19 protein-coding genes and 1 pseudogene are annotated in these 21,090 nt (G+C 66.1%); 13 read left to right on the top strand and 7 right to left on the bottom strand.

All coding sequences use genetic code 11. The features are described from left to right. Window positions 1–365: 365 nt before the first annotated feature. From CKO40_RS22700 to CKO40_RS22710, 3 genes are all read left to right on the top strand, one after another. Window positions 366–2,675, top strand: coding sequence for a heavy metal translocating P-type ATPase (locus CKO40_RS22700; protein ID WP_200348734.1), 2,310 nt, complete (start codon window positions 366–368; stop codon window positions 2,673–2,675). A gap of 166 nt (window positions 2,676–2,841) precedes the next feature. Next, window positions 2,842–5,004 carry a TonB-dependent receptor plug domain-containing protein gene (locus CKO40_RS22705; RefSeq protein WP_242477276.1) on the top strand — a complete coding sequence of 721 codons (2,163 nt, stop codon included), beginning with the start codon at window positions 2,842–2,844 and terminating at the stop codon, window positions 5,002–5,004. A 52-nt stretch (window positions 5,005–5,056) separates the two neighbouring features. Continuing rightward, window positions 5,057–5,530, top strand: coding sequence for a hypothetical protein (locus tag CKO40_RS22710; RefSeq protein WP_200348735.1), 474 nt, complete (start codon window positions 5,057–5,059; stop codon window positions 5,528–5,530). 128 nt (window positions 5,531–5,658) lie between these two features. Here the strand turns inward: CKO40_RS22710 and CKO40_RS22715 are convergent, their stop codons facing one another. The 3 genes from CKO40_RS22715 to CKO40_RS22725 are packed head-to-tail and all read right to left on the bottom strand — an operon-like array spanning window position 5,659 to window position 8,661. Then, a complete protein-coding gene (locus CKO40_RS22715; protein WP_200348736.1) occupies window positions 5,659–6,522 on the bottom strand; it encodes an ABC transporter ATP-binding protein in 864 nt (287 codons plus the stop codon). Window positions 6,523–6,527: 5 nt separating this feature from the next. After that, window positions 6,528–7,643 carry a FecCD family ABC transporter permease gene (locus CKO40_RS22720; protein ID WP_200348737.1) on the bottom strand — a complete coding sequence of 372 codons (1,116 nt, stop codon included), beginning with the start codon at window positions 7,641–7,643 and terminating at the stop codon, window positions 6,528–6,530. 58 nt (window positions 7,644–7,701) lie between these two features. Beyond that, a complete protein-coding gene (locus CKO40_RS22725; RefSeq protein ID WP_200348738.1) occupies window positions 7,702–8,661 on the bottom strand; it encodes an ABC transporter substrate-binding protein in 960 nt (319 codons plus the stop codon). Window positions 8,662–9,045: 384 nt separating this feature from the next. On the opposite strand from CKO40_RS22725, the gene CKO40_RS22730 reads away from it, so the two are divergent. Next, window positions 9,046–10,419, top strand: coding sequence for an SLC13 family permease (locus tag CKO40_RS22730; protein WP_207173817.1), 1,374 nt, complete (start codon window positions 9,046–9,048; stop codon window positions 10,417–10,419). A gap of 87 nt (window positions 10,420–10,506) precedes the next feature. Here the strand turns inward: CKO40_RS22730 and CKO40_RS22735 are convergent, their stop codons facing one another. Then, window positions 10,507–10,779: a hypothetical protein gene (locus CKO40_RS22735; RefSeq protein WP_200348753.1), complete on the bottom strand. Its 273-nt coding sequence runs from the start codon at window positions 10,777–10,779 to the stop codon at window positions 10,507–10,509. A gap of 486 nt (window positions 10,780–11,265) precedes the next feature. Between CKO40_RS22735 and CKO40_RS24725 the strand changes: the two genes are divergently transcribed. Further along, window positions 11,266–11,913, top strand: coding sequence for an ATP-binding protein (locus CKO40_RS24725; RefSeq protein ID WP_338074252.1), 648 nt, complete (start codon window positions 11,266–11,268; stop codon window positions 11,911–11,913). A gap of 189 nt (window positions 11,914–12,102) precedes the next feature. Further along, window positions 12,103–13,122 (top strand): HD-GYP domain-containing protein, encoded by a 1,020-nt coding sequence (locus tag CKO40_RS22745; protein ID WP_200348741.1) that lies wholly within the window; start codon window positions 12,103–12,105, stop codon window positions 13,120–13,122. 189 nt (window positions 13,123–13,311) lie between these two features. Here CKO40_RS22745 and CKO40_RS22750 read toward each other — a convergent pair whose 3' ends face one another. Further along, entirely contained in the window at window positions 13,312–14,139 is an 828-nt protein-coding gene (locus CKO40_RS22750; RefSeq protein ID WP_200348742.1) for an aldehyde dehydrogenase family protein, read from the bottom strand. A gap of 283 nt (window positions 14,140–14,422) precedes the next feature. On the opposite strand from CKO40_RS22750, the gene CKO40_RS22755 reads away from it, so the two are divergent. From CKO40_RS22755 to CKO40_RS22770, 4 genes are all read left to right on the top strand, one after another. Further along, on the top strand, window positions 14,423–16,624 hold the full coding sequence (locus CKO40_RS22755) for a heavy metal translocating P-type ATPase (RefSeq protein WP_200348743.1): 2,202 nt from the start codon (window positions 14,423–14,425) through the stop codon (window positions 16,622–16,624). Continuing rightward, window positions 16,608–17,339: a FeoA family protein gene (locus CKO40_RS22760; RefSeq protein WP_200348744.1), complete on the top strand. Its 732-nt coding sequence runs from the start codon at window positions 16,608–16,610 to the stop codon at window positions 17,337–17,339. The genes CKO40_RS22755 and CKO40_RS22760 overlap by 17 nt, the downstream gene beginning before the upstream one ends. A gap of 217 nt (window positions 17,340–17,556) precedes the next feature. After that, window positions 17,557–18,300: a helix-turn-helix transcriptional regulator gene (locus CKO40_RS22765; RefSeq protein ID WP_200348745.1), complete on the top strand. Its 744-nt coding sequence runs from the start codon at window positions 17,557–17,559 to the stop codon at window positions 18,298–18,300. A 164-nt stretch (window positions 18,301–18,464) separates the two neighbouring features. Continuing rightward, window positions 18,465–18,812, top strand: coding sequence for a class I SAM-dependent methyltransferase (locus CKO40_RS22770; protein ID WP_200348746.1), 348 nt, complete (start codon window positions 18,465–18,467; stop codon window positions 18,810–18,812). A 35-nt stretch (window positions 18,813–18,847) separates the two neighbouring features. Here the strand turns inward: CKO40_RS22770 and CKO40_RS22775 are convergent, their stop codons facing one another. Together CKO40_RS22775 and CKO40_RS22780 are read right to left on the bottom strand one after the other, a co-directional pair. Continuing rightward, the gene (locus CKO40_RS22775) at window positions 18,848–19,096 is read right to left on the bottom strand and encodes a BrnA antitoxin family protein (protein ID WP_200348747.1); all 249 of its coding nucleotides are present in this window, start codon (window positions 19,094–19,096) and stop codon (window positions 18,848–18,850) included. Between the two features lie 4 nt (window positions 19,097–19,100). Then, entirely contained in the window at window positions 19,101–19,379 is a 279-nt protein-coding gene (locus CKO40_RS22780) for a BrnT family toxin (protein ID WP_200348748.1), read from the bottom strand. A 156-nt stretch (window positions 19,380–19,535) separates the two neighbouring features. Here CKO40_RS22780 and CKO40_RS24730 point away from each other — a divergent pair. From CKO40_RS24730 to CKO40_RS22795, 3 genes and pseudogenes are all read left to right on the top strand, one after another. After that, a pseudogene (locus tag CKO40_RS24730) lies at window positions 19,536–19,781 on the top strand (hypothetical protein); the annotation flags it as partial. 28 nt (window positions 19,782–19,809) lie between these two features. After that, window positions 19,810–20,463, top strand: a complete 654-nt coding sequence (locus CKO40_RS22790) for an ATP-binding cassette domain-containing protein (RefSeq protein ID WP_242477277.1) — start codon at window positions 19,810–19,812, stop codon at window positions 20,461–20,463. 215 nt (window positions 20,464–20,678) lie between these two features. Then, on the top strand, window positions 20,679–21,090 hold a 412-nt coding region (locus CKO40_RS22795), incomplete at its 3' end, for a DUF4198 domain-containing protein (protein WP_242477278.1).

Raw genomic sequence — 21,090 nt, forward strand, 5'->3', positions numbered from 1 at the left:
AACGGCGTGTTCACCTTCGGTATCCCGCGCCCCGGCATCTGGGGCTTCGCCTGCCTCGGCTCCGGACCGGACAAGGAGCACAAGGGCAAGGAGCTGTCGCAGGATGCCGTGCTCTGGATCAATGTCACTGCGTTCGAGTAAGCATCCTCCTCACTGAGCCACGGATGGCTTGACCTACGACCCTGCTGCGAGCTGAACCGGGTCGTACCAGGGTCCATCATCGAGTCAGAATTGTATGGTCACCCTCGGTCTCCGGCGCTAGTTCCTAGTCGCGGACGCCCACATCAACATACGTTGCGACTTGTCAATGCACCTCAAATCTAAATTCGAAATCATTCGTATTTCGTAATTGAGATTGGGTATCGATGATTCGCGTCCGACACAGCATCCCCGGTCGTCTGCGCCTGAGCATCAGAACACTTCGCCATAACCGGCCCCTCGCCGATGCGCTCAGCGCCGCGCTCATGCAGGTCGAGGGCGTCGTGCGGATCAGGATCAATCTCGTCTGCGGCGCGCTGATCGTCGACTGGCAGCGCGATCAGCCGCTGCGCCACGAGATCGAGGCAAGGCTGCATCCTCTCCTCGGTGAGCCGATCCTGCATGCGAGCCCGAGCTGGCGCCGTTGGCAGCAGCAAGGGGTGCTGGGCCCCGCTGGGGCCGGCATGGACGCAGACAACGTCGCCTGTCGCGCCTGCCGTCAAACCGCAAGCAGCCACCAGCGCACGGCCGGCATCCGCCACCCCTGGTTCTGGCGATTGCTCGGCTTCGCCGTCCTGACCGGCTATCTCGGCTTCCTCCTGGTGCGCGACTACCTGCTCAAGCGCCCCGTTGCCAGCGGCGCGCTGAGCCCCACCGGGGTGATCGCGCTGGTCGCCGCCCTGCCCCTGTTGCGCGACGCCTGGCACGAGACCAGCGTCGAGAAGCGCTTCACCCTCCATCAGTTCCTGGCCTTCTCGCTGCTGCTCGCGATCGGCGTCGGCGAGGCCGCCACCGCCTTCGAGATCATCTATGTGCTCAGCGGCGGGCGGCTGCTGGAGCGCTTCGTCGCCGAGCGCTCGCGGCGCGCGATCCGCGACATGCTGGCGCTCTCGATCAAGGATGCCTGGGTGCTGGTCGATGGCAGCGAGCGGCGGGTCCCGGTCGCCGAGCTGACCGCAGGGGCGCTGGTGGTGATTCGCAGCGGCGAGAAGATCCCGGTCGATGGCGACATCGAGGACGGCCAGGCCGAGGTCAGCGAGGCGGTCATCACCGGTCGCGCCGAGCCGGTCTTCAAGAGGCTAGGCGATCGCGTCTATGCCGGCAGCTATCTCGAGCAGGGCCTGCTGCAGATGCGCGCCGAGTCGGTTGGCGAGCAGACCTATCTGGCCCGTATCGCGGCGCTGGTCGATGCGGCACTGGATCAGAAGGCCCCCCTGCAGCGGCGCGCCGACCTCCTGGCGGCGCGCCTGCTGACCCTGGGCAGCCTGCTGACCCTGGGCACCTTCATCCTCACCCGCAGTCTGAGCCGGGCCTTCACCGTGATGTTGGTGATGTCCTGCCCCTGCTCGACCGTCCTTGCCGCCTCGACCGCGGTCAGCGCGGCGATCCACAGCGCCGCTCGGCGGCAGATCCTGATCAAGGGCGGCACCGCCTTGGAGCAGGTCGGGCAGGCCCGGATCTGGTGCTTCGACAAGACCGGCACCCTGACCACCGAGGAGCCGGAAGTCGCCGAGGTCGTCGCCGAGGATGAGCGGGCCTTGATGCACTGGGCCGGCTCGGCTGAATGGCACAACCCGCATGCGCTCGCGCACGCCATCGTCAGCCATGCCCAGGCGCTCGGCGTCAGCCTGCAACCGCATAGCGAGAGCGAGCATCTCCTCGGCCACGGGGTGCGGGCGGAGGTCGATGGCTCGCAGGTGCTGCTGGGCAACGCGCGACTGCTCGCCGAGCAAGGGATCGACCCAGGCTCCTTCGCCGAGGCCGCCGAGCGCTTGCGCGCGCAAGGATTGACGCGGGTCTACGTCGCCCTCGATGGCGATCTACAGGGCCTGCTCGGCATTCGCCACCGGCTGCGGCCAGGCGCTGCCGAGGCCATCGCCCGGCTGCGCGCCGATGGCGTCGAGCGCATCCTGCTGATCTCCGGCGATGAGCGCAGCGTCGCCGAAGGACTGAGCCGCGAGCTAGGGCTCGACGCCTGTTACGCCGAGCTGCTGCCCGAGGACAAGGCCGAGCTAGTGCGACGGCTGCGCGGCGAGTACGACACAGAGGGGACCGGCCGCGCCAGCGGTCGCACCCGGGCGAGCGGCGGCATCGTCATGATCGGCGACGGCGTCAACGACGCGCTGGCCCTGTCCGAGGCCGATGTCGGCATCGCCATGGGCGCCGGTGGCTCCGAGGTGGCCATCGAGGTCGCCGACATCGCGCTGGCCGACAGCGACATCGAGAAGCTGGTCACCCTGCACGCGCTCAGCCGCGCAACCCTGCACAGGGCCGATCAGAACTATGCCCTGGCGGTGGGCACCGATCTGGTCGGCATCGTCCTTGGCGCCTTGGGGCGGCTCAGTCCAGCGATGGGCGGGATGATCCATATCCTGCATACCCTCGGCATCCTCGCCAATTCATCGCGCTTGCTCGCGTTCAGGCCGCCCCGGTCCGCGTCGAGCCCCGACCCCCCGTTGCCGCCGGCGCCGAGCTAGCGCTTAAACGCTCGCGCGGCAATGCGCGGCTCGCCTTCCACCTCGGGCGAGTCGCGCCCTTTTCTTGAAGTCGTCCAGCCACCGTGTGCCCTCAGTGCATCGGCAGCCAAGACGGGCTCTATCCACTCGTCACTGCTGTACTTGACCGACTGAGGAGCTTGAGACCATGCCTGCATCCCCACAGCCTCGCCAGCATCATTGCTGGACGCCGCTGCTCACCCTGCTCGTCATGGCGAGCACCTGCCTCAGCGCCGCGCGCGCCGATGATCCAAACGCCGAGGGCGCCCTCGAGCTTCAATCCGACGTCAGTGCCGAGATCGAGCTGCCGCCGGTCTATGTCACCACCGCCACCCGCACCCGAGAGGACATCACCACGGCGCCGGCGCCGATCCAGCTGATCGACGCGGCCGAGGTCGAGGCCGCCCAGGCCACCACCCTGCGCGGTCTCCTCGATCTCGCACCCAACCTCCATGTCAGCCCGAACGGTCGCACCCTGCAGATCCGCGGGCTTGGCCAATCCGACACCCTCTATCTCCTCGATGGCCGGCGCCTCACCGGCGAGTTCAGCAACAGCTTCGAGCTCGAACGCCTGTCGGCGGCGATGATCGAGCGCATTGAGATCATCCGGGGTCCGGCTAGCGTGCTCTATGGCTCGGACGCCCTTGGCGGCGTAGTCAACATCATCACCAAGCAGCCGGCCGAGGGCTTCGAGGTCGATCTGGATGTTCAGTACGGCGCCAACGATCATGGAGAGGCAGACCGGACCATGGTTGCCGGCAGTCTGCGCGGGGGCGATCAGACCTTTGGCTACAGCCTCTATGCCAACCATCTCCAGCGCCAGCCCTACACCGAGCAAGAGACCGCCCTCATCGGGGTCCCGCGGGCCGGCGCGCTGACCCCGCCGTCCCAGCATCCGAACGGACAAATCCGGCGCGCATTGCCGGATCGTTACCCGGCCGATGTCGACTATCGCGACCGGGCCCATGTCGACACCCTCGGCGGCAAGCTGGATTGGCAGTTCAACGACGCGATCGCGCTCGGTCTGGACGTCAACTACGTGCAGGAGACGCGCGAGAACGCGTTCATCAGCACGCGCTATCGGAGCAACTTCGAGCAGCAGGGCAAGCCGGTCATGGTCGCAAACATGCCCGCGCGCCAGGAGAACGACAACCACCGCATCGATGTGGCGGCCACCCTGGATTGGTCACCGATCGAACAGCTCGAATTCAGCTATCAGCTGCACTATGGCCACTACGACAAGGATCGCGCGATCTTCGCCATCCCCTACGCCGACCTCGGCTATGCGACCCGCGCCGACTCGGCCAGCTCGCTCAACAAGACCACCATGACGCAGTGGGTCAACGACCTACTCGCGGTCTGGCGGCCCACCGACGGGCAGACCTTCACCGCCGGGCTCGAGCACCGCGACAACGCGGTCGACTCAACCGCCTTCGACGCCGATAACCGCCAGTTCAGCTCGGCTTTCCTGCAACATCAGTGGCAGGTCTTGCCACGACTGAACCTAGTCTACGGTGGCCGCTACGATGATGACTCGGTCGGCGGCTCGAACCTCTCGCTGCAGGCGGGCGGGATCTATCGCCTGGCCCCGCTTGCGCGCATCCGCGCCAACTATGCGCAGGGCTTCAAGGCCCCGCAGGATCGCGACCTCTATGTCGACCAGGTCAACCCACGCGGGATCCCGATGCTCGGCGCCAAGGTCATCGCACCGGAATTCGGTAAGACCCGCGCGTCTGATCTCGATCCAGAGACAAGCGAGACGATCGAAGTCGGCCTCGCCGGCGACAGCGCGCGCTGGGGTTACCAGTTCACCCTCTTCGATACCCGAGTCGAGGATCGCATCGAACGGGTGCGCGAGGGCGCGGGTCTGCAGAGCTACAACAGCTTCCGCAACCTCAGCGCGGTGCACATCCAGGGTGTCGAGGCCGAGGGCTCGCTGCAGCTCACCGGGAACCTGCGCGCACGCGCCTCGGCCACCCGCTTCTCGATCGACAACGAAGACAGCGATGAGCCGCTGCTGCAGACCCCAGAGACACTCGCCAACCTGGCTCTCGACTTCGATCCGACCCCCGACTGGCTGCTGCAGCTCATCACCACCTACACCGGCGAGCAGCACTACACCAGCACCGAGGGCATCGAGACCGCCGCCGGTTACACCCTGGTCAACCTCAAGGCCAGCTATCAGCCCGCAGGCATCGCTGGGCTCGAGCTCTACGCCGGCATCGACAATCTGCTCGACGAAGCGGTCGACACCGGCATCGGCTCCGATCCCGGCCCCTTCGGTTATCTCGGTGTGCGCTACCGGTATTGAGCAGCGCCGTCGATCCTTCCCTGCAACATCCCAACTGGAGACATCTCGCATCATGCGTCTTCGTCCAACACCCCTACTCGCACTCCCGCTGCTCCTGACCCTCGGCACGACTCAGGCCGAGCCCACGGCCAGTCCGGGGCCGGCGTCCAAGCGCCCGGGCTTCATGGTCAGCGAGCTGGTGACGCTGCCCCACCCGATGCGGTTGATCCGCCGCGATCCGCAGCGCTTCGGCGTGAGTCCTGAGCAGATGGAGCGCCTGCGGCGCGAGATCATGGAGGTCTATCCGCCGCAGTTGCAGCAACGCGTGCAGGCGGCCTGGTCACTGGAGCGCTCGATTCGGCGTGCGGTGCTCGACCAGGGCCAGGATAGCGCTGCGGTCGCCGAGCAGCTCGACGAGCTGATGCGGCTCAAGCGCGAAACCGCCGACATCCGCATCGAGGGGCTGAATCGATTTCGCACCCTCCTCGAGCCTGAGCAGTATCGAGCGGTGATGACGGCGAGTGCCGAGGCATCAGGAGCGCGATGAGGGCCTGAGGACTTCGTCTTCCGCATCGCGCTTCCCGCTGCCGCGACCAGCGCGGCGGCGGAATCTCGCGCACCGCATGCACCCGAACGGCAGGCTCAAACCGAACCGGATCTCTCGCCCTGGGCGCTTCACCAGGCGACCTGCTCTCGAGCGGCGGATATCACCGGCACCATCACCGGCAGCCCGCCAACCTCGCCTCGGATCACCTCGATCCCATAGGCCGCACCGACAGCCTCCGAGGCGAGCGCCTCCATGCGACCGGTCGTGACGGCTGCGCGCGAACCCAGCAATAGAAAGCGGTCGGCAAAGCGCAGCGCGAGATTCAAGTCATGCAGGACGACCAAGGTGATGAGCGCATGCGCGCGCGTCAGCCCCTGGATGCTGCGCAGCACGGCGATCTGGTTGCGCAGATCGAGATGATTCACCGGCTCATCGAGCAGCAGCAGGCGCGGCTCCTGTACCAGCGCGCGCGCGATCATCACCTTCTGCAGTTCGCCACCGCTCAGCAGATTGACCCGTCGGCTGCTCAGCGACGCGAGCCCAAGCTCACAGATCATGGTATCGACCATCGCCAGATCGCGTTCGCTTGGCTGCAGCCCGAGATGCGGTAGACGGCCGAGCAGCACCGCCTCGAACACCGTCACCGGTGCAATCTCGGTGAGCTGTGGCAGATAGGCGATGCGCCGCGCCCGCTCGCGCCGGCTCAGCGCGCTCACATCAGTGGCATCGACGCAAATCCTGCCTTGCTCGCACGGCAAGAGCCCCGCGATGAGCTTCAGCAGGGTTGATTTGCCGACGCCATTCGGCCCCAGTACCGCGAGCAGCTCAGCAGAGGCGACCGATAGACTCAGCTCCTCCAGCAGCAGCGGACGGCCGTTGCCGACAGCGCTGTCGGCAGAGCGGTCACAGGCAGGACCACGAGCGCCATGGCGACCCGCCTTACTCGAAGCGCCCCGCGCATAGGAAAACGAGAGTCGATCGATCTCGAGCATCCTGGTCAGCGCCGTTGGCGCAGCAGCAGCACCAGCAACAGCGGCGCACCGAGCAGCGCGGTGACCGCCCCGACCGGCAGCATCACCGGCGCGATCAGCAGCCGCGTCAAGGTATCGGCAGCGAGCAGGACCAGCGCCCCGGCGAGTGCCGAGAACGGCAGCAGAAAGCGCTGATCACCGCCGATCAGCAGGCGGATCAGGTGCGGCGCGATCAGGCCGATGAAGCCGATCACACCGAGGAAGGCGGTGGTGATCGCCGCCAGCGCGGCGGCCGCGGCGGTGCCGAGCAACCGCTGTCGGGCGACCGAGACCCCGAGTCCACGCGCGAGATCATCGCCCCAGGCGAGTGCGTTATAGCGCCAGGCTGCCCGCAGCGGCCAGCCCCCAATCGCGACCAGCGCCGCCGCGAGCCAAGCCACCTCGGACCAGCCTGCGCGTCCTAGATCGCCGAAGGTCCAGAACAGGGTCGCCGCGGCCTGGGTGTCGGAGGCGAAGTATTGAACGATCATGGTCGCCGCGCTGGCAAAGGCGCCGAGCGCGATGCCGGCCAAGACCACCGCCTCAGGGGTCAGGCCGCGCAGCGTTCCGATCAGCAGGATCAGCGCCGCCGCGCCGAGGCCACCGGTCAGCGCCAAGCCAACCACGCTCATCGGCGCCTGCAGGGTCATGGCTTCGGTGCCCACCGCATGGAGTGCACCGGCGTCGAACAGGACGATGGCGCAGGTCGCGCCAAGCGCGGCCCCTTGCGAGATGCCCAGCGTGAAGGGCGAGGCCAACGGGTTGCGCAGCAGCCCTTGCAGTACGGCCCCGGCCAGGCCCAACGAGGCGCCGGCCAGCAGCGCCGCGGTCACCCGTGGCAGGCGCAAACTCCAAATCACCTGCGCGGCAACCCGCTGCTCCTGATCCGCTGGCGATGGGCCGGCCACCAGCGCGGCTGCGACCGCACTCGGGCCAAGCTGATAGGAGCCGCTGCCGAGCGCGATGAGCAGCAGCAAAGCCAGCGCAGCGAGCATGGCCAACCCAAGCAGCAGCCGCTGACGGAGCAAACGCTGGTAGGCCTTGCGCGGCGATGGCGGCTCTGAATCGGCTGCAGCATCGGACTGCTTGGCGCTCGAGCGCATCAGGCCATCTCCCGACCCAAGCACACGACCGCTGTGGCCCTGAACGACAGGCCGGACATCAGCCACCATCGATCGGTACCGGGTCGACCTCGCCGGTGATCAGATCCACCCGCGCGAATCCGGGCTGGCTCCCCTGCCCGTTCGCACGCAGACGCGCATACAGCGGCTCGCCATAGAAATCTCGGTAGATCGTATTTGCCTTCGCGACGGGATCAAACGCAGGGAACTGCTCCGGATAGAGCCTTGAGGCGATGAACCAGGCGTTGATCAAGGCGTGCTCAACGTTGGTGTTATACGAGTTGAACGGCAAGGTCGCGAAGACCTGGCCCTGCTGCACCGCATCCAGCGCCGCGAACAGCCCCGGATTGATCGCAACCTCCTTCAGCACCGCCGGCAGACCGCCGCCGTCGATGAACAGGACAGGCGGGTTCCAGGCCAGCAGCTGCTCCAGATCGATAAAGCGATGACCCGACTCGCTGATCCGGTCGGCCAGGTTGTCGGCGCCTGCCCAGCGCAGCGGCAGATGGCCGGCCTGGGTGCTGGCGAGCCCCTGCTGACCCTTGAGACTAATGCCGCCGATGTAGGCCGGCACGGGCTCGACATCCGCCACCCGCGTCGCCAGCTCGGCGAGCGAGGCATCGATCGCGGCGAGCAGCGCCTCGGCACGCGCTTGGCGCCCGAGCGGCGCCGCCAAGCGCCGCAGGGATTCGGCAAACACCGGCAGCTGCAGCTCGCCGACGTCGCCGTAGCTGAGCAGCAGCACCGGGATACCGGCGCGCTGCTCGAGCATCCGCACCTGTTGCTCGTCGAGCGTGACCGCGACCGCCAAGTCGGGTTTGGCCATTAGCAGCCGCTCCAGGTCTGGAAGGCGCCCCACCCCACCCGGGCCGATCACCGGCAGCGCGTCGCTCAGCTCACCGAGCATGAAGGTATAGGGTCGACCACTCGGGCCGCGCTGCTCCATCGCCTCGATCGCGCAGAGTCCGTCGGTCGCGTTCAGATAGACCAGCAGTCGCAACGCACCCGGACCAAGCGCGACGACTCGCGCTGGCGATTGAGTCGCCGGTGGTCGCGGCGCAGTCCCCAGATCCGCAGTCCCCAGATCCGCTGTATCCGCCGCGGTTGCATGCAGCGGCAGCGCGCTCGACACGCCAGTCAAGGACAGCAGTGCAGCCCAGCTTAGAAACTCACGCCGACCCAGACCGCATCCGACGGCTTGTTGTCTGCCTTGCCTCATGATGATCTCTGGTCCAGCATCGTGCAGCGCACAAGGAGCGGGATATTACAAAACCCAAAAACGTACGACTACTCGCCCAGCTCAACGCGCCGCCGATCAGCTTACCTCTAGGCGTCCCTGTAATCACCGCTATAGCCCCCCGCCGACACAGGCTGGACCTTGTTCATGATGCGTCCACTGAACCTCATCATCGGCCTCGCGCTCTACCTCGGCCTTGAAGTCGGCGCCGGCCCGCTGCTCGGTGAGGTCGCGAGCGGGCTCGCGATCCTAACCGCGATCGCCTGGCTCTGGCTCAGCGAGGCCCTGCATCTGAGCGTCACCGCGCTGCTGGTGCCCTTGCTCGCAACCACGAGCGGGATCATGCCGCTGGATCAGGCCCTGGCGGCCTTTGCCAATCCGGTGATCTTCCTGTTCCTCGGTGGCTTCGCACTTGCCACCGGCTTGCGCGAGCAAGGCCTGGACCGCTGGCTCGCGACCTGGGTCGTGCACCGCGCTGGCCCCGGGCTCGGCCGCGCGGCGCGGGCGCTGTTCTGGCTCACGGCGCTGTTATCGATGTGGATCAGCAACACCGCGACCGCGGCGATGATGCTGCCGTTGGCGCTCGGCCTGCTCGCGACCTTGCCCGCCGCCCCCAAGACCGAGCCCGAGACCAAAACCGCGCGCAACACGCGCATCTATGTGCTGCTCGGGATCGCCTTCGCGGCCAACATCGGCGGCATCGGCACGCTGGTGGGGAGCCCGCCGAACGCGATCGCAGCCGCCAATACCGGCCTCGGTTTCGCCGCCTGGCTGATGATCGGCGTACCGCTGGTGATCCTGATGCTGCCGCTGATGGAACTCGCCTTGCGCCTGAGCCTGCGGCCGCAACTCACCGGCCAGGTCGAGCCGGTCGGCGAGCCACTGCGCTGGGGCCGAGCACAGTGGCTCATGCTGCTGGTGTTCGCGAGCACCGTGCTCGCCTGGGTGTTCGGCAGCCTGATCGCCGATTGGCTGCAGATCAGTACAGGCTATGATGCGGCGGTAGCGCTGGTTGCGCTGATCGCCCTGCATGCCTTCGGCCTCGCGCCCTGGCGCGCGATTGCCGAACGCACGGACTGGGGCGTGCTCTTGCTGTTCGGCGGCGGGCTGACGCTGAGCTTGGTATTGGAGGCCAGCGGTGCCGGGGCCTGGCTGGCAAGCTTGCTCGCGGGGCCTTTCGGGTCGATGCCAGTGGTGCTCAGTCTGATGCTGGTGGTGCTGTTCGCGATGGCGCTGACCGAGGTGGCCAGCAATACCGCCAGCGCGGCCTTGCTGATCCCGCTGTTCATCGGTCTGGCGCCGCAGATCGACAGCATCGCGATGGCCATGCTCATCGCGCTGGGAACCTCTTGCGCCTTCCTGCTGCCCGTCGCAACGCCGCCCAATGCGATCATCTTTGGCAGCGGCCAGGTGCCGCAGCGCGCGATGCTGCGCGGCGGGCTCTGGGTCAGCGCGGCGATCCTGCCATTGCTGTTCGCGCTTGCGGCGTTGCTTGCATTGGGGCTGAGCGATGCTCTGTGATGGCCGCCAAATCGCCATGCGCGCAGATGCGCGGGCATCAGCCTGTCATCACGCCTTTGAGATTTCCCCTCATTTCAGCATCAAGCATCACCCCCCAAAAGGCACGCTCAAGCTGACTCGGATATCACGTCCCGGGCTCAGCGCATAACCCTTGTAGGTATCGAGAAAATCCCGGCACTCGATATCGAACAGATTGCGCACCGTCAGATCGACCCGGTTCAGTACCCCGACGATACACTCTACACCGGAAGTGCTCTGACCGAGGTCGATCCCGCGCAGGTCGATATGCGCACGGTGGTGATCATCGGCTCGTCGCAGACCCGCCTCATCGATGCGACCGAAGGCGGGCGGCGGGTCCATACGCCGCGCTGGTATCCGGCTGCTTCACCATTTGTAAGTTGAGCTTACAATCCATGCACTTTGACCTAAACTCAGCGCATGATTCCTCGCACCCTCGCCCCCCATCTGCGCCAACTTGCGACCTACTATCCGGTGGTCGCGGTCACCGGCCCGCGTCAGTCCGGCAAGACCACGCTGTGTCGCGCCGTCTTCCCTGACCACCCCTATGTCTCGCTCGAGACCCTGGACANACCTGAGGTCGGCCGTTTCGTTCTGACCGGGTCGCAACATCTTGGTCTCAGCGAGGCCATTGCCCAATCGCTCGCCGGCCGCTGTGGGCTGCTGACGCTCCTGCCACCCAGCTTGTCCGAGCTGCGTGCGTTCCCGAACGCGCCAGACGACCTCTGGACACTGCTCTGGCAAGGCAGCTATCCGCGCATCTATGATCGCGCCATTCCCGCCCATCAATGGCTCGGTGACTATCTTGCGACTTACATTCAGCGGGATGTGCGCCAGATCATCAATGTTGGCGACCTGCAGCGCTTCATGACGTTCGTGCGCCTCTGTGCCGGGCGCAGTGGACAAGAAATCAACCTCAGCGCGCTTGGCGCCGATGCGGGCGTCTCGCATAACACCGCGCGGGCCTGGTTGTCGGTGCTGGAGACCAGCTTTGTCCTGCATCGCCTACCCGCATGGCATGCCACTGTCCGCAAGCAGCTCGTCAAAGCGCCCAAGCTCCACCTCTTCGACAGCGGTCTGCTGTGTTACCTGCTGGGCATGCGTGAGCCCGAGCAGTTGCAATCACACCCATTACGCGGGGCCATCTTCGAGAGCTGGGTGGTCGCCGAGGTTTACAAGGGGATCGTGCACAGCGGCCAACGGCCCAGTCTGTTTCACTATCGCGAGAGCCGAGGGATCGAGCTCGATCTGCTGATCGAAAACGGACTTCGGCTCGACGGCGTCGAGATCAAATCGGGCGCCACTATCGCCAGCGACTTTTTCCGCAACCTGAAGCGTTTCGCCGAACGCCCCGTGGACAGGTTCGCAAGCGATGACCAGAGGGCATTCTTGGTGTACGGGGGCGACAGCACCCAGCAGCGATCAGACGCCCTGGTGTTGTCTTGGCGTGATGTTGAGAGATTAACGAGCACCTAGGGGCATCGATCAGGAGAGGCGCAACCGGTAAAGTAATGCGAACGATTTGCATTTGGTGCGTATTCCTGTAAGCTCAATGACCTCTACACAACCCCATTGGCCTAAGCGAGATAGCGTGCCAGAACCTCTCACCCTGTCTCGAGAAGACCGCTCAAGATGCGCTTGGAACGAATCGACGAAGAGCCACGCATGTCAGATTCGATCGCACTCCAGGGACTCATCGATGTCGTCCTCGCCACGCTGGATGCTCGCGACCCCTACACCTACGAGCACTCGTACCGGGTTGCGCTCTACGCCGAGATGCTGGCCCAGGAGCTTGAGCTGCCAGCACCGATCTGCGAACGCATCCATGTCGCCGCACTCCTGCACGATATCGGCAAGATCGCGATCTGCGATCGTGTGCTCAACCAGGCCGGCCGGCTCAACTGCGAGGACATGCTCGAGATCCAGCGCCACCCCCGCATCGGCTGCAACATCCTGAGCCGCCTGCCGAGCTTCCAGGACATCGCCACTATCGTCCTGCACCACCATGAGCGCTTCGACGGCGATGGCTACCCAGAGCAGCTCGCCGGCGAGGCGATACCGCTGGAATCCAGGATCATCGCCGTCGCCGACAGCTTCGACGCCATGACCTCCAATCGGCCCTATCGCAAGGCGATGACCTTCACCGCCGCCATTGACGAGGTCTCCCGACACGCTGGAGAGCAGTTCGATCCGGCCATTGCGGCAAGTCTAATACGGCTTCGCAATGAGGTCGGGAAACACCTCAGCACAAGCCAGGCGCCGATCAACGGCGGCCATCACGCCTATGTGGGCCATGAGGATCTGATGCACTCGCGCATCGTGCACAGCTCTGGATTCTTCATCGAAGACGAGCAGCCCAGACGCCACGTGATCCCGAACACCCTGTTCGGGCGCGATTGGACGCGCAACCTCTACGACCGCTATCACGCCCTGCAGCACAAGGCGAATCGCAAGGGTATCCCCTTCCAATGGAACCGTTTCGCTGATTTCCTGACCGCGCTCGCGGTCGTCGCGCCCGACGATTATCACCCCAGCACACATCGCTTCAGCTTCGACCTGAAGCGCACCGATGCAAAAGGCCGTCGTCTGGGCTACTGCCAAGACACCATGAGCCTTAAACCTACCCCCGCCAAGCCGCCACGAGAACAGGCTCGCACATCCATGGATCGTCGCTCCAACGGTTGAAGACCTCCCCAGCGATCTGACCCTGGGCGATCCGCAGCGGATTGGTCAGCACGCTGTAAACGTCAGGATAGGCGCGGATATCGGCGGCGATGCGGAGGCGCCTAGCACTCGCTTAGCGCTCGTGGAGACGGACGGCGTTGACAGCGCCTGTTAGGCATCTCATTGCTAGCGGCTGCTGTGTGGCGGACCTCAGTGCGCCGCCTGCGACGCTGCTGTGTTGCGTGCTCGGGTGCTGAAGTGCTGCCACATGAGCGCGACACCGGCCTCAGCGCCCAGGCCGGAGAGCACATTCAGCACACCGGGTGGCAGGCTGGCAGCGACGATGCCGAGCAGCTGCAGGAGTCGCACAGGTAAGTGCCCTGTGTTGCGATAGAGCAGTAGGACAACCAGGGTGCGCCCTTCGTAGAGCAGCGGCAGCAGCGCCTGGAATAGCTCCACGGGCGCCGTATCGGCTGCGCAGGCCAGTTTGGCCGCAGACACCGGCGGCGGAGATTCTAGCTGCTGCCGCCCGACTGGCGGCGAAGGCAGGATACGGACGATGTCCCGCAGCAGCGCTGCTTGGCGCTCGGCGCATCGCAGCTCAAAGTCGAGCGCGGAGTCTCCTTGATTCCAGCGCTCGGCCATGGCCAGCGCGTCGGCCTCTGCGGTAATACGCGCCGGGACCTGCCCCAGCTCGGCGCGGCGCACCGCCCGTCCGCACCGCGCCCAATCGCTACCCGCCTGCTGGGCTGCGGTGCAGGCAGCGGCGATGTCCTCGGCCGCGGCGCGCGCCACGCTGCCGCCGAGCCCGTGCTCGGTCGCAGACCGCGGTCTGAGATAGCGACCTGCCACCGGCGGACACCAGCGGCCGCCGATGTAATGCTCGAACATGAACCGCCCTTGCGGGGTCGGCTCGCGCCGGATGCCGGGGTCAGGACGTATCGGCATGGCGCACTGACGCATGAGTGCCCGCGTAATCTGCGCCTGCTCCAACCAATAATCGATTCGACGGCGCGCGCCAGCGTCCTCAGCAGCCATGTTGAGCACCATCCAAGAGCAGCGAGCCGTTGATGAGTCGGTAGCGCCAAGCCATCGGGTACGCCTCCACAGAGCAGATGATGGGATCGTCGGCTGACCTGGCGGTACCGGTTCTCGAATACGGCCGCTGGTCAGCAAAAGCCATGAAATGATATTATTATGAATCGTTCGCATTTGCAATATTGCGGCTTAATGCCAGCGAGCTGGCGCCTGGCTGCGTCACACGAACGGAGATCGCTATTGTTACTTCGGTCATTCTGCTTCCACCAGGGACACTCGGACGATGAGACCCGAGCTCTGTCGACCGGTCGCTAGGCCGATCTTTCGCGTCGTCCACGAGCAGCCGGGCCGGCTGCGTCTGCGCGGTCGCGCGCTGGCGCATCCCTGTCTCGATCTGGCGTATCTGCAGGCATTGCTCGAGGCGCTGCCGGGAGTCGACGCGGCGCGCATCAACCCCCAGGCGCACAGCTTGATCATCCGTTTCGACGGCAGCGCGGGGACGCGCCGGCGCCTGCTCGAGCTGCTGGCCGATCTCCCGGCTGATGCCTACCGCCCGGACGCGGTTCGCGAGCAGGCGCCGGACCCGTTTCGGGTGGTCGTGAGCGCCATGCTCGCCATCGCGACACCGCTGCTGCCGCTGCCGGCGCGGCGCTTGGTGAGCTGGGCGTTGGCCCTGCCGACCCTGGGCAAAGGCCTCGATACATTGGTCAGTGACGGCCTCAGGATCGAGGTGCTCGATGCCTCCGCCAAGCTGCTCTCGTTGCTGCGCGGCGACTACTTCACCGCCAACGCGATCGGCGCCCTGCTCGATCTCGGTGAGTACGTCGAGGCAACCTCCGAGCAGCACTCGACCGATCTGCTCAAGCGCTTGCTGACACCGCAGACCGAGACGGTGTGGATCGAGCGCGCTGGCGTCGAGACCAAGGCGGCGCTCGCCGAGGTCGCCCCAGGGGACATCCTGATCTGCGGCCCGGGTGAGCTGATCCCGATCGATGGGTGCGTGCACAGCGGCGAGGCCGCAGTCAATCAGGCCAGTCTCACCGGCGAGTCGCTGCCGGTGCCGGTCGCGCCGGGCAGCCCGGTGCTATCCGGCTCGGTGATCCATGAGGGGCATCTACGCATCCGGGTCGAGCAGATCGGCGCCGAGACCTCGATGGCGCGCGTCAACCGCTTCCTCGAGACCGCGCTGCGCACCCACTCCAAGGGGGAGGTGCGCAGCACGCAGTTGGCCGATCGGCTGGTGCCATTGACCTTCCTGACCGGCCTCGGGGTCTTCGCCCTCACTCGCGATCTGAGCCGCGCCGCGTCAGTGCTGACGGTCGACTATTCCTGTGCCATCAAGCTCTCGAATCCGGTCGCCGTGCGCGCCAACATCTTCGCTGCCAGCCGCGCCGGGGTGTTGTTCAAGGGCGCCCAAGCGCTCGAGAACCTGGATCAGGTCGATACCCTGGTGTTCGACAAGACCGGTACCCTGACCACCGGCGCGATGCAGGTCGCCGACCTGATCCCCTTCCACGGGCTCGACGAGCCAGGCTTGCTCGCGCTCGCCGCTGGAGCCGAGGAGCACTACGAGCATCCGGTGGCACGCGCCGTGGTCGCCGAAGCGGCAGCGCGCGAGCTCGCCTTGCCGGCGATCAGTCAGGTCGATTTCGTCGTCGCCCATGGCGTCTCGGCCTATGTCGATGATCAGCGGGTCCTGGTCGGCAGCCGCCATTTCCTCGAGGAGGACGAAGGCATTGACTGCACCTCAGCCGACGGGCACGCCGACGCCCTTCACGCCCAGGGCAAGTCGCTGCTCTATGTCGCCCGCGGAGGCCAGCTCGTCGGGCTGATCGCGCTCATCGACCGCATTCGCCCGGAGGCCGAGCAGGCCCTGGCTGCACTCAAGACGCTCGGCATTCAGCGCACGGTGGTACTGACCGGCGACCATCGCGATGCCGGGCGCGCCTTGGCCCGCGCCCTACCCGGCATCGATGAGGTGTGCTGGGAGCTGAAGCCCGAGGAGAAGGCCAAGACCGTACAGGCACTGCGCGAGCAGGGCCAGCGGGTGGCCTTCCTCGGCGACGGCGTCAACGATGCGCCGGCGTTGATCAGCGCCGATGTGGGGATCGGCATGCCGCAGGCGGCCGACCTTGCGCGCGAGGCGGCCCAGGTGCTGTTGTTGCGCGAGGACCTGCAAGGGCTGGTCGCGGCCATGGCCATCGCGCGCCATACTCAGAGGGTGCTGAGGCGCTGCGCCCAGGCCTCGATCGGAATCAACTCCGCGACCATGGCCTTGGCCGTGGCGGGGGTGCTGCCGCCGGTCGTCGCGGCCAGCCTCCACAACGGCAGCACCATCGGCATCCTCAGCTACGCGGCACTCGATGGCCGCAAGGAATGGTCCAGCACGCCGCTGGCCTCGGCGGCAGCGGCGCTGGCACCCCTGTCCGCCGGCGACGCGACCGCCCCACCCCGCGCGGAGGCAGATGATGCAGACATCACTTGATCAGGCGCCGGTGGGCCAGGCATTGCGGCTCGGGCCGGTGCTCAATGGCCTGTTGGCCGAGCGGCTGCACCGGCTCGGACTCTATCCCGGCTGCGTGCTCTACCGTCAGGATGAGGAGATCCAGCTGCAGCCGGTGCGGGTGCGTGGGCCGCGCGGCGAGGCCACGCTCACCAGCGGCATGGCGGCCAAGGTCATCGTGCATCACGATGATGACCACAAGACGCCGATCATCGAGATGCGACCGGGCGAGCAAGGCCATATCGAAGGGCTGACCGCGGGCACCGGGCTGGAGGAAGCGCTGCGCACGCTCGGCTTCGTCGAGAACGACCGCATCACCCTGCTGCGCAAGATCCCACCGATGCGCTACAAGGCGCAGCTCGACGGCGGCCGCCGCTTGTCGTTCACCGAGAGCGTCGCCGCCAAGCTCTGGGGTGAGCTCGACGGACGGCCGATGCAGTTTGCCAATGCGCGCAAGGATCATCCCTTCCGGGTCATCGCCATCCTCGGCGGTGAGGCGGCGCAGGCGCAGATCGCGTCGCTCGGCATCCGCGAGGGTGATCGCCTCAGCTTGCAGACGGTGTGCCCGGATGAGGTCGTCGGCGAGCCGATCCCGGCGCCGATCGTCATCACCAGCGCCGATGGCCTGCGGCTTTATCTGCGCCCCGATCAGGCGCAGCTGATCTTGGTCGAGACCAGGGCGGCCGCGTCTGCTTGAGAAGCCCGGATTCGCATCCCTTCTCTCGATAACTCGAGGTAGCAGTCGCGCTGGCCACAGGATTCCACAATTGCGCCCCAATGAGTCTCCACAAGCGCAATCAGCTCAGTATTGGATCGATTGCCGAGCGTCAAGCGCAGCACTCGACCTGGCACGCCGGTCAAGAAATGACTGTCGCGGAAGTCGCCATCCCCTGAACGCGCCTTTCCGCGAACCCATGAAGTACGGTACTGATTCCGTTGGCTTCTTCGTGATGCTGTCCGGCGCCGTGCGGTACACGACCCGTTCTCGCTCCGAGACCTTTGGGAACAGTTGTGTCTGGGTTCGCGACGGCCGCCGCGTCGGTAGTGAAAGTGAAGTCCTCTACGAGATGCCGGCGCAACAATCGCAGGTCGCTGTCTCTGTGGACCTGCCCCCAAGCTGGCTGGACGCCCAGCCCGGGGGCGATAAACGGCCTCCCGGTGGGTGCGGCTTGTTCACTCGCCTGACCGGTCAACGGCACCAGCACGGCTTGGCCGCTGCCCAGGCATTGCTCAGACTGCGTCCGGACTCAATAGTGGCCCGTCTTCGCATGGAGTCCGCGGCTCTCGACCTGGCCGCCGCGCTGCTCGATTTTCCCTCGGCGTCGCAAGGTCCGCCGCTGCCGCGCCGGCATCGGGTAGCCGTCGATGAAGTCATCGACATACTGCACGCGGAGCTCGAAGCCGACCATACGATCGCCTCTCTGGCGCGGCGGGTGGGCCTCAACGAGTGCTCCCTTAAGGCGGCCTTCCGGCGCGTGACCGAAACCACCATCGCCGCCTACCTGCGTGATCAGCGAATGCATCACGCGCGCGCGCTGATCGAGCATGAGGGCCAGAGCGTCCTGCAGGCCGCCCTGGCCGTCGGCTACGCCAACCCCAGCCACTTCGCTACCGCCTTCCGCAAGGTCCACGGCCGGCTACCATCCAGCCTGCGCTGACCGCAAGGTCCTAGCGGCGCGACGCGATACAGGCCCGATCCGACGCCGCGGCCGCCCCTATGACACCTGCAGCTCGACGCTCCATCTGCGGCGGCCAGCTCCTGACGCAAGCCGCTCCGTGACCCGCAGCCGTTCGACAACACGACGAGGTCGTGCGGGAATGGATGGCCGCGCACCCGGGCGGCACCGTGGTGGAGCTCGGCTGTGGTCTAGAGACCCAATTCCAGCGCATCGACGACGGCCGGGTGCACTGGCTGTGTGTCGACGTACCACAGGCGATCGCGGTGCGCGAGCGCTTCCTGCCGCCGAGCGAGCGGTGCCGCCACCTCGCGATGAGTGCGCTCGATCCGGCCTGGACGGACCACCTGCCTGCCTCGGCGCCGCTCTTCGTCACCGCGCAGGGGCAGCAGCAGATTCAGGCGGTGGAGCGCAGCCAAAAGGCGCCGGCCCGACGTGGCCAGCGTCGATCGGCGGCTGAGCGCTTCCGCGAGGCGAACCCGGCCGTCGGCTGAGCGCCGGGCTCGCGCCTTGGACTGACGCCTTGGCGTCAGGGATTGGCGGCAGTCAGCTCCTCGCGCAGCACACGCCGCAGCGTCGTCTCGAGGTCGGCGCCGCTCTGGCGCTCGATGTGCTCGCGCAGGGCCTCGTTGATGAGGGTCTGGTAGTTGCCGCCGCCGCGCACGCGGCCCCGGAACCACTCGATGATGTCCGGATCAAGCCGGATCGTGATTCGCTCTTTGTTGCTCTTGACGATGGCGCCGCGCTGGCTGTCGGTGAAGTCGTACTCGTCGCGCATGGATTCAGCCTTGCTCGTAGTGCCGCCGCTCGGCAGGTGTTGCCGGGCGCGCGGAGATGAGGCGGATGGTCTGGTGGTCGGGCTGCGCGTAGACCACCAGCAGCACGCGGCCGAAGGCGTCCGTACCGGTGATCAGGAAGCGCTGCTCCGCGTGATGGTCAGGGTCCGGCATCGAGCAGGACAGATCGTCGTAGAAGACTTCAACGGCATCCGCGAAGTCGACACCGTGTTTGCGCCAATTCGCCTGGCGCTTGGTCTCGTCCCACTCGAAGTCGATATCCATGCGCCCGAGTGTATGCACAAACGCCCGACATGACCAGCAGCGCGGCTAACAGCCGGTAGGAAAAAGAATCCAGCGAGATCACGGCAGCCGTCGCTGCGATGCCCTGCCGCCAGACGCGGGTGCGCGCCCAAATCAGACCGGACATTTCTACTTTGCAAGGAACGCCTCGGCGACCGGTTTCGCGAGCTGGATGTGCCTTTGCTGGCCGAGTGGCCCGACAGGCGCCGCGAGGTCCTGCTGTTCGTCGTCGAGGAGGAGAGCGACCCGCAGCGGTTCTTCCTCCACCGACTAGCGCATTACTGTCTAGACCTCAGCGACCTGCTGAAGACCGACCGCGTCGTCCCGATGGTGATCTTCCTGCGCGGCAGACCGCAGCGGCATGAGCTGGTGCTCGGGGGCGATCGCCATAATCATCGAGTTCGTCCAGGCCATGCCGGTGGTACGCACCTTCGACAGTGGACAGGCCAGCTTCGGCCGTTACCAGCGCGCATTGGACGACTATCTGGCCATGGTGACCCGCTGGTATCGAGAGGCCGGCTTCGCGGCGCGCTTCTCCATGGCGGCGCTGAGCCCGCTCCCGACCCTGGCGGTGCTGCTGTGGCTGGGCGCCTGGCTCATCTGGCGCGACAGCCTTGCCTTCGACCACTGGCTGGCAGTGTTGCTGATCGGCACCGGGATGGCCGAGTCCATGATGCCGATGATCATGCTCAACCACATGGTGGATAAGGTGAAGCTGAGCAAGGTGAACCTGAGCGTCGCCCGCATCCAGCAGGTCATGGCCATACCGGCTCCGAGCTTGCCGGCGCCGGGCCAGGGGCAAGTTCCGGCCGACGCGAGCGTGCGATTCGACGGGGTTGGCTTCCGCTACGCTGAGGCCGACGCCTACGCCTTGCGCGACGTCAGCTTCAGTGTGCCGCCGGGCAGCGTCACCGCCCTGGTGGGTCCGTCCGGGGCCGGCAAAAGCACCGTGGCCCGGCTCATCCCCCGCTTCTGGGACGTGACCGCCGGGCGCATCCTGGTGGGCGGCGTCGACGTGCGGGCTTTGCAGCTCTTGGTCGAGACCGGGACGAGCGCGCCTGCTTGAGCGGTGTGGACTCACATCGCGACCGGGCCAGCTCTAAGACCCCCTAACAGAAAGCCCTCTACGGCCTACTAAATCAGCAGGTTATGCAGTCTAGCCGGGCATTTTGACAGGGCGCCTAAAGCTAACACAAATACAACTCATTTGTATCTCTAGCCGCTTTTTTGTACTCTTTGCACTTTCATCCCCCCAGGCTAGAAGCTAGAAGACATATCCCGATGAGCCCCAAGCCGATGAACCGCACCGCCCTGCCCCGCGCCGCCGCCGCCCTGACCGCTGCCCTGACCTTCAGCGGCGCTGCCCATGCACACTTCCAGCTGCTCTACACCCCAGAGATGCTGCTGGAGACGCCCGCCGAGATCGATCTCGCCCTGATCTTCGGCCACCCGATGGAGAATACCCACACCATGGATATGGGCCCGCCGAAGGGCTTCTTCGTCCTCTTCCGCGGCGAGAAGACCGACCTCACCGACAACCTCGAGGCGGTCGACTGGCAAGGGCCGGGCGAGGGCTCCGCAGAGGCCTATAAGGCGACCTACAAGATCCGCCGCAACGGCGACTACCTCTTCGGCTTGGTGCCGGAGCCCTACATGGAGGCCTCTGAGGACATCTATATCCAGCAGCTCACCA

The organism is Halochromatium glycolicum, from assembly GCF_016584085.1.
Taxonomy (GTDB): domain Bacteria; phylum Pseudomonadota; class Gammaproteobacteria; order Chromatiales; family Chromatiaceae; genus Lamprobacter; species Lamprobacter glycolicus.